General features: G+C 69.6%; 17 protein-coding genes. 5 read left to right on the top strand and 12 right to left on the bottom strand.

From position 1 onward, the window contains the following. Position 1: 1 nt before the first annotated feature. The 9 genes from EV648_RS00785 to purS form a co-directional block, all read right to left on the bottom strand. On the bottom strand, positions 2–652 hold the full coding sequence (locus EV648_RS00785; protein ID WP_132284026.1) for a hypothetical protein: 651 nt from the start codon (positions 650–652) through the stop codon (positions 2–4). A gap of 13 nt (positions 653–665) precedes the next feature. Further along, positions 666–1,235 carry a GNAT family N-acetyltransferase gene (locus EV648_RS00780; RefSeq protein WP_241994793.1) on the bottom strand — a complete coding sequence of 190 codons (570 nt, stop codon included), beginning with the start codon at positions 1,233–1,235 and terminating at the stop codon, positions 666–668. Between the two features lie 14 nt (positions 1,236–1,249). Then, on the bottom strand, positions 1,250–1,582 hold the full coding sequence (locus EV648_RS00775; RefSeq protein WP_132284024.1) for a YnfA family protein: 333 nt from the start codon (positions 1,580–1,582) through the stop codon (positions 1,250–1,252). A gap of 119 nt (positions 1,583–1,701) precedes the next feature. Continuing rightward, positions 1,702–2,211, bottom strand: a complete 510-nt coding sequence (locus EV648_RS00770; RefSeq protein ID WP_132284022.1) for a DUF1707 domain-containing protein — start codon at positions 2,209–2,211, stop codon at positions 1,702–1,704. A 68-nt stretch (positions 2,212–2,279) separates the two neighbouring features. Next, positions 2,280–2,975: a tyrosine-protein phosphatase gene (locus tag EV648_RS00765; RefSeq protein ID WP_132284020.1), complete on the bottom strand. Its 696-nt coding sequence runs from the start codon at positions 2,973–2,975 to the stop codon at positions 2,280–2,282. Between the two features lies 1 nt (position 2,976). Next, positions 2,977–5,238: a phosphoribosylformylglycinamidine synthase subunit PurL gene (gene purL / locus EV648_RS00760; protein ID WP_132284018.1), complete on the bottom strand. Its 2,262-nt coding sequence runs from the start codon at positions 5,236–5,238 to the stop codon at positions 2,977–2,979. Between the two features lies 1 nt (position 5,239). Further along, positions 5,240–7,309: a hypothetical protein gene (locus EV648_RS00755; protein WP_241994792.1), complete on the bottom strand. Its 2,070-nt coding sequence runs from the start codon at positions 7,307–7,309 to the stop codon at positions 5,240–5,242. 14 nt (positions 7,310–7,323) lie between these two features. Further along, positions 7,324–7,995 carry a phosphoribosylformylglycinamidine synthase subunit PurQ gene (gene purQ / locus EV648_RS00750; protein WP_132284015.1) on the bottom strand — a complete coding sequence of 224 codons (672 nt, stop codon included), beginning with the start codon at positions 7,993–7,995 and terminating at the stop codon, positions 7,324–7,326. Next, positions 7,992–8,243: a phosphoribosylformylglycinamidine synthase subunit PurS gene (gene purS, locus EV648_RS00745; protein WP_132191907.1), complete on the bottom strand. Its 252-nt coding sequence runs from the start codon at positions 8,241–8,243 to the stop codon at positions 7,992–7,994. Before purS ends, purQ begins: the two co-directional genes overlap by 4 nt. A 111-nt stretch (positions 8,244–8,354) precedes the next feature. On the opposite strand from purS, the gene EV648_RS00740 reads away from it, so the two are divergent. Both EV648_RS00740 and EV648_RS00735 read left to right on the top strand, forming a co-directional pair. Then, entirely contained in the window at positions 8,355–8,906 is a 552-nt protein-coding gene (locus EV648_RS00740; protein ID WP_132284014.1) for a PadR family transcriptional regulator, read from the top strand. A 173-nt stretch (positions 8,907–9,079) separates the two neighbouring features. Further along, entirely contained in the window at positions 9,080–9,568 is a 489-nt protein-coding gene (locus EV648_RS00735) for a hypothetical protein (RefSeq protein WP_132284012.1), read from the top strand. 26 nt (positions 9,569–9,594) lie between these two features. Here the strand turns inward: EV648_RS00735 and EV648_RS00730 are convergent, their stop codons facing one another. Beyond that, positions 9,595–10,470 carry a phosphoribosylaminoimidazolesuccinocarboxamide synthase gene (locus tag EV648_RS00730; RefSeq protein ID WP_132284010.1) on the bottom strand — a complete coding sequence of 292 codons (876 nt, stop codon included), beginning with the start codon at positions 10,468–10,470 and terminating at the stop codon, positions 9,595–9,597. Next, the gene (locus EV648_RS00725; protein WP_132284008.1) at positions 10,467–11,612 is read right to left on the bottom strand and encodes an FAD-dependent monooxygenase; all 1,146 of its coding nucleotides are present in this window, start codon (positions 11,610–11,612) and stop codon (positions 10,467–10,469) included. The genes EV648_RS00730 and EV648_RS00725 overlap by 4 nt, the downstream gene beginning before the upstream one ends. A 48-nt stretch (positions 11,613–11,660) precedes the next feature. Here EV648_RS00725 and EV648_RS00720 point away from each other — a divergent pair, with 48 nt between their 5' ends. The 3 genes from EV648_RS00720 to EV648_RS43715 all read left to right on the top strand — a co-directional run bounded on the left by EV648_RS00720 (position 11,661) and on the right by EV648_RS43715 (position 14,931). After that, positions 11,661–12,281, top strand: a complete 621-nt coding sequence (locus EV648_RS00720) for a TetR/AcrR family transcriptional regulator (RefSeq protein ID WP_132284006.1) — start codon at positions 11,661–11,663, stop codon at positions 12,279–12,281. 296 nt (positions 12,282–12,577) lie between these two features. Continuing rightward, the gene (locus EV648_RS00715) at positions 12,578–12,949 is read left to right on the top strand and encodes a hypothetical protein (RefSeq protein WP_132284004.1); all 372 of its coding nucleotides are present in this window, start codon (positions 12,578–12,580) and stop codon (positions 12,947–12,949) included. A gap of 191 nt (positions 12,950–13,140) precedes the next feature. Continuing rightward, a complete protein-coding gene (locus EV648_RS43715) occupies positions 13,141–14,931 on the top strand; it encodes an HNH endonuclease signature motif containing protein (RefSeq protein ID WP_241994791.1) in 1,791 nt (596 codons plus the stop codon). A 346-nt stretch (positions 14,932–15,277) separates the two neighbouring features. Here EV648_RS43715 and EV648_RS00705 read toward each other — a convergent pair whose 3' ends face one another. After that, positions 15,278–15,697: a hypothetical protein gene (locus EV648_RS00705; protein ID WP_132284002.1), complete on the bottom strand. Its 420-nt coding sequence runs from the start codon at positions 15,695–15,697 to the stop codon at positions 15,278–15,280. Positions 15,698–15,736: the final 39 nt, after the last annotated feature.

Below are 15,736 nucleotides of genomic sequence, written 5' to 3'. Positions count from 1 at the left end.
CTCAGCCAGCGGCGTAGTAGCGGAGCTCTACGAGGTTGAAGCCGTTGGTGCGTTCGGGCTTCGCGGGCAGCGTATAGGTCTCGCCTGGCTGGAGGTAGGTGACCGTGGGGGTGGTGCGGTCGAGGTCTACCACCAGGGCTGGGTAGGCGCCGGTCCGCCAGGTGTAGGACTCGCCGGCGTCGGGCGTGACGTGCTGGACGCGGACGTCGGGGTCGTCTATGACGACCTTCGTGGGGACTTCGCCGACGCCTTCGAAGGCGCTGCCCTGTTCGATGCCTTCGGCAACTTCGTACGGCGCGCCCGAAGCCTCTTCGCCGAGGTCGAGAAGCTCGATCAGGCGGTTGAGGTATGGGGCGTCGCCGTCGTTGGTGAGCATGTGGATCGGGGAGACCGGGCGGTAGACCGAGCCGCCGATCGTCTCGCTCAGCTGGCGGGCGGGGCTTTGGTCGAGCCAGTCCATGTGGCAGGGAGACGTCGCCAGGCACAGCACGACGTACGGGTTGTGGTGCAGGTGCCAGCCCTGCGCCTCGCCGCCTTCGAGGGCGACCTCCCAGACCCGGACGCGGGAGTTCTCCAGCAGTACTCGGGTGCCGATCTCGCCGAGCACGACCTCGGTGCCGTCGGGGGCCAGAACGGTGGTGCCTGCGGTCATTCGTCTCTCCGATTCAGAAGCTGTCGACGTCGCGTTCCATCGCCACGGCGCCGAGTACCACGCCGTCGGGCAGGGTCAGTTGGGCGTGCTCGACCTCAGTGAAGCCGAACGCCTTGTACAGCGGTACTCCGGGCAGCGTCGCCATCAGCGCGAGGCGGGTGAAGCCCTCGACCCGGGCGGCGTCCACGCAGGAGGTCAGGATCGCCCGGCCGAGGCCGCGCCGGGTCCAGTCGGCGCGGACGAACATCGCGCGGATCCGGGCCGGCTCCGTCGCCGGGTCGAGCAGCCTCTCGTCGGCGCCGGCATCCGTGCCGTTGAAGAGCTTGTTCCGTCGGCTCCACCCGCCGCAGGCCACGATCTCCCCGCCGGCCTCGTGCACGTAGTACGTGCCGTCCTGGATCAAGGCCAGGTCGAGCGCCGCAATGTGCACCGAGGCACTCGCCGTCTGCGGCGCGTCGTAGTACGCCGGGAACAGGTCGAGCACGGAGGCCCGCATCAGTTCGGCGATCGCCGGTGCGTCGGTAGGCACGGCGAGGCGCTGCGGGGGATTCCCCTGACCGGGGTGGTGCGGTGGGGTCGGCACGGTGTCAGGCTATTTCAGCCGCGGGGCGCGTACATGATCAGGCCCACGCCGACGAGACAGACCAGCGCCCCGGCGAGGTCCCAGCGGTCCGGCCTGAACCCGTCGGCCACCACGCCCCAGGCGAGCGAACTCGCCACGAAGACCCCGCCGTACGCCGCGAGGATGCGCCCGAAGTTCGGGTCCGGCTGCAGCGTGGCGACGAACCCGTAGGCGCCGAGAGCAACGATCCCGCCGAGCATCCACAACACCCCGCGGTGCTCCCGCACCCCCTGCCACACCAGCCACGCCCCACCGATCTCCGCCACCGCAGCCACTCCGAACAACGCGACCGACCGCAACACCGTCATACCCGGAGGCTATGTCACCGAGCTGATGGGGAACCTGGAGCTGATCGCAACCCGGAGTGGACCAGTAGCAGGGTGAAATGAAGGCCCGTCGACTCAACGGTCGGCGGGAGTTGGGTGGGTCAGCGGCGGGGTGGGTTCTGGGGGTTCTGGCGGCGAGGACGGGAGGCCCAGCGGTAGGTGAAGAAGACCCAGGCCAGGGACGGCAGGCCGAAGATGGCGGCGGCGATCTCGCGGCCGAAGACCAGGAAGACCAGCCCGGTCAGGAAGAACGGGAGCGCCAGCCAGACGGCACCCGCGAAGGCGGCCCAGCGCCAGCGGCCGGGCTGACGCGGCTTCGGGGTGTAGAGCGACGGCAGCGGCAGACCTTCGAAGGCGGGCTGGAGATCGGCATGCGTGACGGCTTCGTTGACCAGGTCGACGCGGCGGTGCAGCTCAGCCTCGTCGAGGCGGCCGATCGCGAACTGCTCGGAGAGTTCGTCGATGCTGATCCGGCGTTCCTCGTCGGTGAGCCGGACCGTCAGCATCCGGCGACGCGCTGCGACGACCCGCGCCTCCTGGCTCGCAGCCGCGGCCATCCCGGCCAGGTTCGCCAGATCAGCTCTCGGCCGACCCTTGTACCGATCGGTCATCGCTCACACCCCACTCCGTCCTTCCCGAGTGTGCCAGCCGCAGGGGCAACACCCAACCGGTGCGGGAGTCAGGGTGCGACGAGACGGTCCCGCAACCGGTCGAGCTGCTCGAAGGTCAGCCCGCTCGACGTGAGGTAGGCGGCGATGTCGACGGAGCCGAGAAACGCGACCATCGCGAGGCAGGCGTGCGCACAATGCGCCTCGAGCGCCTCAGGGCTGAGCGGCTGCTCGTCCGCCTCGGGAGCCACCTCGTAGTACGCGTTCATCGTGCGCAGGCCGAGCTCGTAGTCGTCGAGGATATCCGCGACCGGGGTCCTCACCAGGGACAGCAGCATCGCGATGATCATCCCGGTCCGGTCCTTGCCGGCCTTGCAGTGCACGAGTACGCCGCCCGGCGGGGCATCCGCGATCCGCGCGAACACCGAGGTGATCAGTCCCGGCCAGCGGCGCAGCGCTTCGCCGTAGTACTCGGGGGTGTCGAGCCGCTCGCCCCACACCGCCATGAACTCCTCGTCCTGCTGGTCCTCGACGGGATGGTGGTGCACGACGTCGAGCACCCGCACCTCGAGCCGCTCGTAGTCGTTGCGCAGGTCGATGACCGTGCCGACACCGGCGTCCGCCAACTGCTGCCAGCCGGTCTCGGTCAGCAGGTCCGGCCGGGCCGAGCGATAGATCCGGCCCGGCTGGATCGTTCCCGATCCAGCCGGCAGTCCGCCGAGGTCCCGCGCGTTGACCGCGCCGTCCCAGTCCAGCTCGCGGCTCACGTCAGCCGAGGGCGTTGGGAAGGGTCGCGGTCCAGTTGCTGCGGAGCTCCGCCAGCGGGATCTCGAACTGGTCCTGGACGTCGAGGGACTCGCCCGTGACGACGCCGATCTTGGTGTGCGGGAAACGGCGCGCGGTGCACATGTCGGTGAACCGGACCTCCTCGGTCCGCGGTACGGCGACCACCGCGCGGCCGGCCGACTCCGCGAACAGGAAGAGGAACGGGTCCAGGCCGTCAGGGGCCCACACCCGGGCGCCGGTGCCACCGCGCAGGGCGGACTCGACGAGCACCTGGGCAACTCCGCCGTCGCTGACGTCGTGCGCCGCGTCGATCAGGCCGTCGCGGGACGCGTTGATCAGGATGTCCGCGAGGTGGGCCTCGGCCGCCAGGTCCACCGCGGGCGGGCGTCCGCCGAGGTGACCGTGGATCACGTGCGCCCACTCCGAGCCGGACAGCTCCTCTTCGGTCTCCCCGAGCAGGTAGAGCTGGTGGCCCTCCATCTCGGCGGTGAAACCGATCGGGGTCCGCCGGGTCACGTCGTCGATCACACCCAGTACGCCGACCACGGGAGTCGGCAGGATCGGGGTCTCGCCGGTCTGGTTGTAGAACGACACGTTGCCACCGGTGACCGGGATCCCCAGCTCGATACAGCCGTCCACCAGACCGCGGATGGCCTCGGAGAACTGCCACATCACGCCCGGGTCCTCCGGCGAGCCGAAGTTCAGGCAGTCCGTCACCGCGGCCGGGCGGGCGCCGGTGGTGGCGACGTTGCGGTAGGACTCGGCCAGCGCGAGCTTGGCGCCGATGTACGGGTCGAGCTTCGCGAAGCGGCCGTTGCAGTCGGTGGAGACCGCGACGCCGAGGCCGCTGGTCTCGTCGACCCGGATCATCCCGCTGTCCTCGGGCTGCGCGAGCACCGAGTTGCCGAGCACGTACCGGTCGTACTGGTCCGTGACCCAGGACTTGTCGCACAGGTTCGGCGACGCGATCAGCTTCAGCAGGGTGTCCCGCAGCTGCTCCGGAGTGTTTGCCCGGGGCAACTTCTCGGCACCGTCGGCCTGCAGCTCGTCCTGCCAGTCCGGCCGCGCGTACGGGCGCTCGTAGACCGGGCCCTCGTGCGCGACGGTGCGCGGCGGTACGTCGACCACCCGCTCGCCGTGCCAGTCGATCTGCAGCCGGCCGGTGTCGGTGACCTCGCCGATCACGTCGGCCTGGACGTCCCACTTCTCACAGATCTTCAGGAACTGCTCGACATTGCCGGGCGTGACGACGGCCATCATCCGCTCCTGCGACTCGCTCATCAGAATCTCTTCCGGAGCAAGCGAAGCGTCCCGCAGCGGCACCTTGTCGAGCGAGACGAACATGCCGCCGTCACCCGCGCTGGCCAGCTCGGAGGTCGCGCAGGACAGTCCGGCGCCACCGAGGTCCTGGATGCCCTCGACGATCCGGGCGGCGAACAGCTCCAGGGTGCACTCGATCAGCAGCTTCTCCATGAACGGGTCGCCGACCTGGACCGCGGGCCGCTTGGTCGGGCCACCCTCGGCGAAGGTCTCGCTGGCGAGCACCGAGACGCCGCCGATGCCGTCACCACCGGTCTTCGCGCCGTACAGGATGATCTGGTTGCCGATGCCGGTGGCGTTCGCGAGGTGCAGGTCCTCGTGCCGCATCACGCCGACGCAGAGCGCGTTCACCAGCGGGTTGCCCAGGTACGTCGGGTCGAAGACGACCTCGCCGCCGATGTTCGGCAGGCCCAGGCTGTTGCCGTAGCCGCCGACGCCGGACACGATCCCCGGCAGCACCCGCTTGGTGTCCGGGGCGTCCAGCGGGCCGAACCGCAGCGGGTCCATCACCGCGACCGGGCGGGCACCCATCGCCAGGATGTCGCGGACGATGCCGCCGACCCCGGTGGCCGCGCCCTGGTACGGCTCGACGTACGACGGGTGGTTGTGCGACTCGACCTTGAAGGTGACGGCGTAGCCCTCACCGATGTCGATCACGCCGGCGTTCTCGCCGATGCCGGCCAGCATCTTGCCGGCCGGGGTCTCCTGCGGGATCTCGCCGAAGCGCTTGAGGTGCACCTTGGACGACTTGTACGAGCAGTGCTCGCTCCACATCACCGAGTACATCGCCAGCTCGCAGCTGGTCGGCCGCCGGTCCAGGATGTCGCGGATCCGCTGGTACTCGTCCGGCTTCAACCCGAGCTCCGCCCACGGCTGCTCGACGTCCGGGCTGCTGGTCGCGTTGCTGACGGTGTCGGTCGACACTTTATGACTCCTGAACTAGGTGGGACTCAGAGGAAACGGTAGCGGGCTGCTGGTCGGCGTTGACCGACAGGAGATGCGCTACGAGCAGGGGGAGGGCGAAGCCGGCCATGATCGCGGGGAGGACGACGCCTGCGTCGTTGAGGAGCATGCCGATCAGGCCGCAGGTGGAGAGGGCCAGCAGGGTCGGCCGGACCATCGGCTTGCTCGCGTAGAAGCGGCGGTACGACTCGGAGGGCACCTTGTCCGGCCAGACGGTCGCGGCCATCGCCAGCAGTACCCCGATGAGCATCGCCCAGCCGGCGACGGAATCGAAGAAGCCCAGGGACATCTGCAGCTTCCGGATCAGCACGTCGTTCACGTCACCGTCGAGCAGCCGGGCCACGAAGGTGCCGAAGTGGCTCCGCTGGTCCGCCGGCCGCAGGTAGTCCAGGAAGGCGACGGCGGACACGGCGAGCACTCCCGCGGCGCCGATACCCAGCAACGCCTTCCAGGTGATCCCGCCGCGCCAGGTCAGCCAGGCCATCAGCAGCACGGCCGGGGTGAGCGCGATGATGCCGCCGAAGTCCGTCCCCCAGCCGGGCTTGCCGTCGACGATGATCGCCAGACCGCCGACAGCCAGTACTACGAGCGCCGCCTGGGCTCTGCTGCGGTCCAGCACCTTCTGCGCTGCCCACCCGGCTATGACGAGCGCGGCGACCGCCAGTACGGCGAAGGTGGAGTTCCCGAAGCCGTAGAACCGCCCGCCGATCACCGGCCCGTCCGTGAACATGCTGCCGAACTGCAGGGGCGTCCCCAGCACGCCGTCGACCAGCAGGATCACGTACGCCGCTCCGAGGATCCCGAGGTACGCGTACTCCTTGAGGACGGCCCAGGCCAGCCCGGCGAATCCCGCGCTGATCGCGAGCGACACGAAGTACAGGGAGAGGCCGGGTGACGGCCAGCGCCACCACTGCGTCACCGTGGTCAGGAACACCGTGATGAAGAACCCGCCCTGGGTCAGCAACGTGAACACGCTCGTACTGCGGGCCCGCCGGCTGCGGGTGATCAGGAACCAGCCGAGCGCGGCGAGTTGCACCACCAGCAAGGTGATCGCGAGCCAGCCGAGCACCGGGTGGGGATGTTCGAACCGTTCGTTGGTCTCCAGCCGGTTCTCGATCACCGCGGCGGCATCGGTGTGCACAGGGCCGGTGAAGTGGATCTCGTTCCCGTCCAGCGGGCCGGGCTGCTCGGCGCCGGCCGGGTCGATCTCCATCGCTTCGCCGCGCAGGATCGTCGCGGTCACGTCGGTGAGCTGGATCAGGCCGGGCCTGCGGGTGGAGTCGCTGGTCAGCCAGCGCGGGCCGTTGTCCGGCGGCAACTGCATCGCGACGAGCGGTTCCTGGTGCGCGTTGGCAGTCTCCTCGGCGACGCCGACAAGCAGGACCCAACCGTCGGCCGCGCGCGCCTGCGCGACCAGGTCGGCGACCTTCTTGCTGGCTTCCTCGCGGCCTTCGCGCAGTGGCATCGGGCCGGCGTCGATGATCGCGTCGCCGCAGGCGTTGCTCGCGAGCAGCGCAGGGTCGAGAGATTGGGTCCAGTTGGCGACCGTGCCGTCTGTACGGGCCAGCGCGACCGCTGCACCCGGGCCGAAGCCGCAGATCCGGTCACGGCTCTCCGCGAGCCGCCCGAGCGGGGCGCCGGTGTGATGCTCGGCCTGGCGGTCGACGTACGTCTGCCAGCCCTGAATCTTGCCGTCGACGACACCGGGGAGTTCACCGCAGCCCTGGTCGGGCACACTGCCCCAGGCGCGAGTTCCGGCGTTGATGGTCAGCCAGCCGTCGATCGGACAGGTGTGCGGCCCGGCCGTCTTCACAGTGATCGACCCGACATGCGACTGGTTCACCAACGCAGTCAACTCCGGCGAAGCCTCAACATCACTCCACCGCAACCCGGGCACACCGATCACGACAACCTTGGCCAGCAGATCCTGCGAACCCTGCGGCTGGGGACCGGGCGCAGCCGAGGCCGCGCTCGCGGTACCGACGAAGACGGTTGCGGCGACGAACAGGGTGCGGAGCAGGAGCCGCCGCACCCTCCGAGACTTCATCAGGAGGCGACGACGGCCTTCAGCACCGAGGTGAAGAAGCCGAGGCCGTCCGTGCTCGGGCCCGTCAGGGTCTCGACGCAGTGCTCCGGGTGCGGCATCAGGCCGACCACGTTGCCCCGCTCGTTGCTGATCCCCGCAATATCCCGGTAGGAACCGTTCGGGTTCTGGCCCAGGTATCGCGCGACCACCAGGCCCTCACCCTCGAGCCGGTCCAGCGTCGCCTCGTCCGCGACGTACGAGCCGTCCTGGTTCTTCAGCACGATGGTGATCTCGTGGTTCGCGTCGTAGTCGCTGGTCCAGGCGGTGCGGTTGTTCTCGATCCGCAGCGGCTGGTCCTTGCAGATGAACTTGCGGTGGTGGTTCTTGATCAGCGCGCCCGGCAGCAGGTGCGACTCGCAGAGCACCTGGAAGCCGTTGCAGATGCCGAGCACCGGCAGGCCTTCACCGGCCTTCTTGATGATGGTCTCCATCACCGGCGCGAAGCGGGAGATCGCCCCGGCGCGCAGGTAGTCGCCGTACGAGAAGCCGCCCGGCAGGACCACCGCGTCGACCCCGTGCAGGTCCGCGTCGCCGTGCCAAAGCGCGACTGCCTCGGCGCCCGCGACGGTCGCCGCCCGGCGGGCGTCCACATCGTCGAGCGAGCCCGGGAAGGTGACGACCCCGATCTTCACTGGTCACCCTCGACGTGCAAGGTGTAGTCCTCGATCACCGGGTTGGCCAGCAGCGTGTCCGCCGCCTTGCGGATCTCGGCGACCTGTTCCTCGGTCGCCTCACCGTCCAGGGTGATCTCGAAGCGCTTTCCCTGCCGGACATCGGCCACGCCGTCGAAGCCGAGCCGGCCGAACGCGCCGTGCACCGCCTTGCCCTGCGGGTCGAGGATCTCGGGCTTGAGCATGACGTCGACGACAACGCGAGCCACTACAACTCCTGGTTCGGACCGGGGATGACGCCTGAATCCTACCGATCGCGCGCTCAGACTCCGCATCGCAGATTATTCACTCAGTACATACATCGTGTGTATAGTCACCCTATGGCAACAGCTGAACTCGTTCTGGGACTGCTCCACGACGGGCCGGCTCACGGGTACGACGTGAAGCGCGGCCATGACGCCTGGTTCCCCGACAGCCGGCCGCTCGCGTTCGGGCAGGTCTATACGACGCTCGCCCGGCTCGAGCGCGACGAACTCGTCGAGGTGGTCGACCGGGGCTCGGAGGGCGGTCCCGAGCGGACCGTCTACGCGCTCACCGCGAAGGGCCGCGAGCACCTGGCCAACTGGCTCGCCGAGCCGATCCAGCCCGCCCTCAGCGCAGTCGACGAACTGGTCCGCAAGGTGGTCGCGACGATCCGCACCGGCGAGGACGCGAGCGCGTTCCTGGCCAGGCAGCGGTCGAGCCACCTTCGCCGGATCCGCGAACTGAAGGCCGCGCCACCGGACGACGACTCGTCGTCCCGGCTGGTGCGGGACTACCTGGCCATGCATCTGGACGCCGACCTGCGCTGGCTGGACAGCGCGCTGCACCGGATCACCCACCAGAAGGAGAGGCCGAGCGGACGCGGTTGCGCCGGACACGGTCGGGGGTAGTACTGCAAGCCTGACGCCGCATTCCGTCCGACTCCGTAGCCGCGCTTGACGGCGTCACAGGAACCGAGGGACTGTCAAGGGAGCTGGAACCCGGGGTTGAGGGGCCCCGGGTTTCTCCCTGAGGTGGGGCTGCCATCACTGAGCCGGAAGCGGTCTGCACATAGCCTCAAGGCATGTGGTTGTGGCAGTTCGCGCTGGCGGTGGGCTTCGGGATCGGGTCTGCCGTCATCCCAGTGCTGAACGCGGAGGCGTACGTCCTCGGCGTGGGCGTCTCCGGCGCGCTCGATCCGGTGGTCGCCGCGGTCGGGGTGTCGGTCGGCCAGACCATCGGGAAGGTCGCGATGTTCCTGGCTGTGCGGTACCGCCCGGGCTACGCGGCGAAGAAGGGGAAGGAACCCAAGTCGGTCAACCTGGACACCCGCTGGGGCCGGTTCGTGCAGTGGAACCGCGATCTCAGCAAACGCCTCCTCGACGCCCTGAGCGACCGCCGCTGGGGCATCCCGGTCACCCTGCTCAGCTCCTCGGTCGGCATCCCCCCGCTCTACGGCGTAGCCCTCATCGCCGGCGCCAGCCGCATGGGCGTCGTCACCTTCACCCTGTCCGTCCTGGCCGGCCGCCTGGCCCGCTTCATCACCCTCGCCCTCGGCGTCGGCCTCTTCTGAAGACGGCTCACCTGAGCTCAGGTGGGTCAGCCGGTGTACTTCTGGCCGGTCAGTTGTTCGTAGGCGTTGATGTATGCCGAGCGGGTGCGGGCGATCACCTCGTCCGACAGGGGCGGCGGGGCCTCGCCGGACTTGCGGTCCCAGCCGGAGTCGAACTGGAGCCAGTCGCGCACGATCTGCTTGTCGTACGACGGCTGCTGCTTGCCCGGCTGCCACTGGTCGGCCGGCCAGAAACGGCTGGAGTCCGGCGTCAGCACCTCGTCCGCGAGCACGATCGTGCCGTCCGGGCGCGCGCCGAACTCGAACTTCGTGTCGGCCAGGATGATCCCGCGCTGCTCGGCCCGGGCGTGCGCCTCGCGGTAGATGTCGAGGGTGAGACCGCGCAGCGCCTCGGCGGTCTCCACTCCGACGGTGGCGACCACAGCGTCGTACGAGACGTTCTCGTCGTGCTCGCCGAGGTCGGCCTTCGTCGCGGGGGTGAAGATCGGCTCGTCCAGGCGCGAGCCCTCGACCAGGCCATCCTGCAGCGGGATCCCGCAGACCTCGCCGGTCGCGTTGTAGTCCAGCAGCCCCGAGCCGCTCAGATACCCGCGGGCGACGCACTCGACCGGGAACATGTCGAGCCGCTCGCAGACCACCGCGCGCCCGGCGACCTCGGCCGGTACGTCGGTCGACAGGATGTGGTTCGGCACGTCCAGCTGCTCGAACCACCACAGGCTCATCGCGGTCAGCACCTTGCCCTTGTCCGGGATCGGTGTGTCCAGGATCCAGTCGAAGGCGCTCATCCGGTCGCTCGCGACCATCAGCAGGTCGCCCGACTCCAGCTCGTACAGATCCCGGACCTTGCCGGAGTGGATGTGCTTCGCGCCGGGGATCTCGACAGCCTGCGGAGGGATGATCACACCCGGGATTGTTCCACCCGCCGCCGCTTGGCCAGCAACCCGGCCACCTTGCCGCCGACGCCGAAGAGCCCGTCGCGGAGCGTGCAGAGCACCCTGTTGTCGAGCTGACCGATCGTGCCGATGCTCCTGGACCGCTTGACGAGCTTGGCCGTCGCGGGGCGCCGCTCGGCGTCGTACTGCGTCAGCGCGGCCGGCAGATCCTCCGTCGCCCTGAGTTGTCTGGCGAGCGCGCCGGCGTCCTCGATCGCGGAGCACGCGCCGCGGCCGAGGTTCGGCGTCATCGCGTGCGCGGCGTCGCCGAGCAGGACCACGCAGCCCTGGACGAACGGGACCAGCGGCAGTGGCAGGTCGTAGATGTCGTTCTGCAGAACGGTTTCCGGCGGTGTCCCGGCGAGCAGGGCCGGGATCGGTTCGTGCCAGTCACCGAAGAGCTTGGTGACGTCGTCGTGGATCCCGCCCGGACCGACCGCTCGGCCGGCTTCGCGGTTGGCCGTGGCGTACCAGTAGATCCGCCCGTCGATGAGCCGGGCGAACCCGAACCGCTGCCCACGTCCCCACGTCTCGCCACCGCCATCGCTGATGTCCGCCTCTGCGATCCCCCGGTACGCCGTGTAGCCGGAGTACCGCGGTCCCTCGTGCGACGGGTGGAGCGTACGGCGGGTGATGCTGCGGATCCCGTCGGCCGCAATCACCAGGTCGGCACGGCACTCCTCGCCCGCGGCACCCGGGTCAAGGCCGGTTCCGGTGACCGTGACGCCCGAGTCGTCCTGGGCGAGGCCGGTGACGGTGATGCCGGTGCGGACGGTGATGCCGGTGCCGAAGCGGGCGGTGATCAGGTCGTGCAACTGGGCCCGGTGGATCATCACCGGGATCTCCACTCCGATGTCGGCGGCCTCGACGAGCCAGCGTCCGCTCGACTGCCGCATCCCCGCCGCGGAACCGGTCGCTGCGGCCTTCTCGACGCCCTGCACGCCCAGGTCTTCCAGCACGGCGACGGCCGACGGCCACACCGAGATCCCCGCGCCGACCTCGCCCAACTCCGGCGCCCGCTCCAGCACCGTGACCTGCCAGCCGCACTGCTCCAGCGCGACGGCCGCCGTCACCCCACCGATCCCCGCTCCCACCACGATCGCTGTCCTCATGGCCAGTGACTCTACATCTGTAGAGGCCGATTGGGTAGAGTGTGCGCTGTGACGAAAAAGGTGCCGCTCGGCGAGGACCGCCAGGCAGCCATCGCCGATGCAGCCATCCACCTCGTGGCCACTCGCGGTCTCCGCGGCCTCACCCACCGAGCCGTCGACGCGGAGGCCGGCCTCCCACCGGGCTCGACCTCGTACTACCTCCGCACCCGCTCGGCCCTCCTGACCGCCTGCGTGAACCGCATGCTCACCCGCGACCTGACCGCCCAGCCCCCTCCTGGAGCAGCCGGCACGGGTCCGGACGACTCGGGTCGATCAGGGACCGACGCGGATCCCGTGGATCTGCTGGTGGGGATGGTCGTCGGGCTGGTGCGGGATCGGCCGGACGACCTGGTCGCGCGCTACGAGTTGTCGCTCGAGGCGAGCCGTCAGCCGGAGTTGCGCGAGGCGATCATCCAGGGCGGCCGGCAGTTGCGCGAAGGGCTCGCCGGCATGCTCGCCGCACTCGGGATCGCCGACGCGGAAGCAGCCGCCTGGCCGGCCGCCGCGATGATGGACGGCCTCATGTACGACCGGGTGGCCGGCGCCGGCACCACCCTCACCCCCGAAACCTTCGAAGCCTCGGTCCGCCGAAGCCTCAAAGCCCTGCTCACCGGCCTCAACCACCACTGATCAAGGCCGCCACGCACGGCCCTGCGAAGTGAGGTCTCCTCACTTACAGTCGAAGCCGTCGGTCGTTTCCGCCCGGGGTCTGAACATGCCGCTGTCTGCTGCCCAACGCTTCGCCCGGATCAGTACCTCGGAACCGCCGGTCGACACCCAAGTGATCCTGCGCAGGGCCGTGGTACTCGGGGCGAGCATGGCCGGGCTGGTCGCGGCGCGCGCGTGCTCAGCGATCTCGTCGACGAGGTGATCGTGATCGAGCGGGACGAATCCGAGCAACGGATGAGCCGCGACCCGGTGGGGTGGTGGTTGCCGCAGGCATCAGCCGGTACGCCGGGCTGCTCGAGTACGGCAACAACGGCCGGCTCGCCGAGGACAACCTCCACCTGTTCACGGACGCCCTGGCGACGGGCCGGAACTACGACGACCCCGAGGGATTCACGAACGCGCACTTCCACCATGCGGAGGAACTGCGCTCGGAATTCGAGAACGCAGGCCTCGCCGACATCGCAGTAGTGGGCGTCGAAGGTCCAGCAGCCCCCACCCTCGACAACGCCACCCTCGCAGAAGTTTCCCGCCTACTCCCGCCCGCGATCCTCTTGGCCCGACTGCTGGAGACCGACGCCCTGAAGATGTCCGCCTGCCTCCACTTCCTAGCCTTCGGCCGCGTCCCCTAACGAGTACGGCGCTCCGCCCGGCGACCGCACACGCCGAGGATCCTTCTCGCGGGTCCACAGGTGGCGTCGGGTTGTGGACAACTCGTCCGGATCCGTAGCCTCCGTTCAGTTCCGGTCAATCTTCGGAATCCCTTACAGATAAGGGCCTTCCGGACCAGAAACTGTCCGAGCCGCCATCTAGGGTCTGGGGTATGGAGATCCTGGGCGAGCGGCCGGTGTGGTCGATGAGTGACAGCGAACAGCTGTCCACTCTCGACGCGCTCCACGCCGAGATCTCCCGGCTGCAGACCTACCGCCTGCAGGTCCTGGCCGGCTACGACGCGTCCGGTCACGCCGCCACTCTCGGCGCGGGTGATACCGCGAGGCTGCTCGCGTTCCGGCACCGCCTGGACCCGGGCGTGATCAAGCGTGACCTGGCCTTGGCCAAGGCGCTGCGCAAGTACCCCGCCGTCGCCAGTGCCCTCCCACCGGTCAATCCCGACCCCGTACACGACACCGCCACAGACTCCGACTCCGACTCCGACTCCGATGGCGCCGACGGAAGCGACGCAGACGCCAATCCGGAAGAGCCGGACAGTGACCCGGGCGAGGAGGCCGACGCCGAAGCCGGTCCGGGTGTGGGGGTGGTGTTGTCTCCGGCGCAGGCCGCGGCGATCGTGTCCGAACTCGAGAACGTTCCCAAGACCGTCGCGGTCGAGGACCTGGCCGTGGCCGAACAGCAACTCGTCGGCCTAGGTCGGCATTTTGCCCCGTCGGAGCTGCGCAAGGCGGCCCGACGGGTCCGCGACCTCCTGGACGCCGACGGGCCGGCTCCCGAAGAGGACAAGGCCTATGCCCGGGAAGAGTTGCGGGTGAGGCCCGCGGACCGGGGCGTGAAGTTCAGTGGCTACCTGGCCAACGAGAACGCCGAACTGTTCCAGGCCCTCATCCTCGATGGTGCGAAACCCCGCAAGACCGTCACCGGTGAGCTGGACCCGCGCGGCCCCGACAAGCGCCGCGCCGACGCCCTCACCGACGTGCTCAACGTCGCCTCCAACGCCATCACCACCGCAGCCGGCCCACCCAACCCGGCCGACCCGGCCGACCCGGTCGGAGCAACCCTGGACGATGCCGAGACCGCCGGATCGCCCAGCGGCAACGGCACGCCAGCGGCGGCCGGTAGCGCCACCCAGACTCGTGCCGCCGCGAGTGGCGCCGCGGCGGAGGCCGGGCACGGCCCGAAAGCACACATCACGATCACCATCGACCTCAAAGACCTCACCGACGCCGGAGCCCACGCGGTCGGGACGCTGGTGCACGGCGAGGGACTGTCCGCGGGCGCGATCCGGCGGCTGGCGTGCGAGGCGCAGATCATCCCGATCGTGCTCGGCGCGAACTCCGAACCCCTCGACGTCGGCATGGCCCAACGCTTCGTCAACCGCGCCATGCGCCGCGCCCTGAACGCCCGCGACAAGGGCTGCGTGGTGTGCAAGGCGCCGCCGATCTTCTGCGACGCCCACCACCTGATCTCCTGGATCGACAACGGCCCGACCGCCCTGACCAACCTGGTCCTGCTCTGCCGCCGCCACCACATCGACACCCACCACGGCCACTGGACCATCACCCTCCACCACGGCACCGTCACCGTCGCCCGCCCCGCCTGGGCCGAGCCCAGCCCCACCCGAACCCGGTACCGCACCCCCGCCAGCAGCTACGGCGGAGCTGCGGCGTCGCCCGGCCCTGTCCGGAACCACGCCCACGACCCGGCACCCACCACCACCGCGAACACCGCGGTCGCACAGTTCGACCCCTGGGCAGACACCGACCCACCCGACCCGGCCTCCGGCAAACACACCCGTCCACCCGGCGACCCGCCCCCAGGCCACCGGGCGCTGCACCACGCCGACAACCCGCCACCGGCTACCACCGACCGGGACTGGCGCCCTTCCGTCGTGCGGTCCACCGAGCCAAGGACAGGACCGCCGTGCGCCCGACCGGGCTGAGGTCCCACGACGCAGCGCACCTCGTCCGGACAGGGCAACCGAAGATCACGCCACGCCGGGCGAGGCGTCGTGCGCCCACTCGCCCCGACGGCCAGCATTGCGGACCTTCCCGAGTGAGTGACCCGCACCGCCGATCCGTCGGAGTACCTGCGCTCCGGCCAGCCCCCGACCAGCCCGCGCACTCGTACTTCGAACAGCTGCGCGTAGTCGTCAACGCTGCCCGGCTCGCCCATCCCGGCTCGCCCATCCCGGCTCGCTCAGCCAGCCGAGCACCACCTTCCGCGCGCTCCGGCTGGGTCTGTTCCGCACCTCCTGACTCACGACCGTCTTGCTTCGGGCGGTTGACTCAAAGGCGGTCCGTGACGGTGATGAAGGTGAAGTAGGCGACGCCGACGACCATGCCCACGTGGCCGAGCAGGGAGAGCCCGGCACCGGAGCCCCAGGCGTCGGTCGCCTTGTCCTTGGCGTGTTTGCTCGCGCTCGGGAGCCAACGGGCCAGCAGCAACAGTCCGACGATTGCCAGCAGCCACCAACCGACCAGCGCCACGAGAGCGATCTCGCGGCGCGCGATCACGAGGGCGGCGATCCAGGCCAGCAAGGTGAGCACACCGACGGTGGTATGCACCCGTACCAGGGCACCGGAAAAGCTCGCCACGCCGCTCGACCGCGTCTCACTCGCGCTCTCACCTCCGAGCCGGACGCGCGTCAACAGCACGACGACCGCGCCCAGCGCGGTCAGGAACCAGGTGACGTTCGACCATTCCACGTCCCGATCCTTACCCCACCATTCACTCAAACGAACGCA

The organism is Kribbella sp. VKM Ac-2568 (assembly GCF_004345365.1).
Taxonomy (GTDB): Bacteria; Actinomycetota; Actinomycetes; order Propionibacteriales; family Kribbellaceae; genus Kribbella; species Kribbella orskensis.
This window is presented reverse-complemented; position numbering and strand designations above follow the sequence as displayed.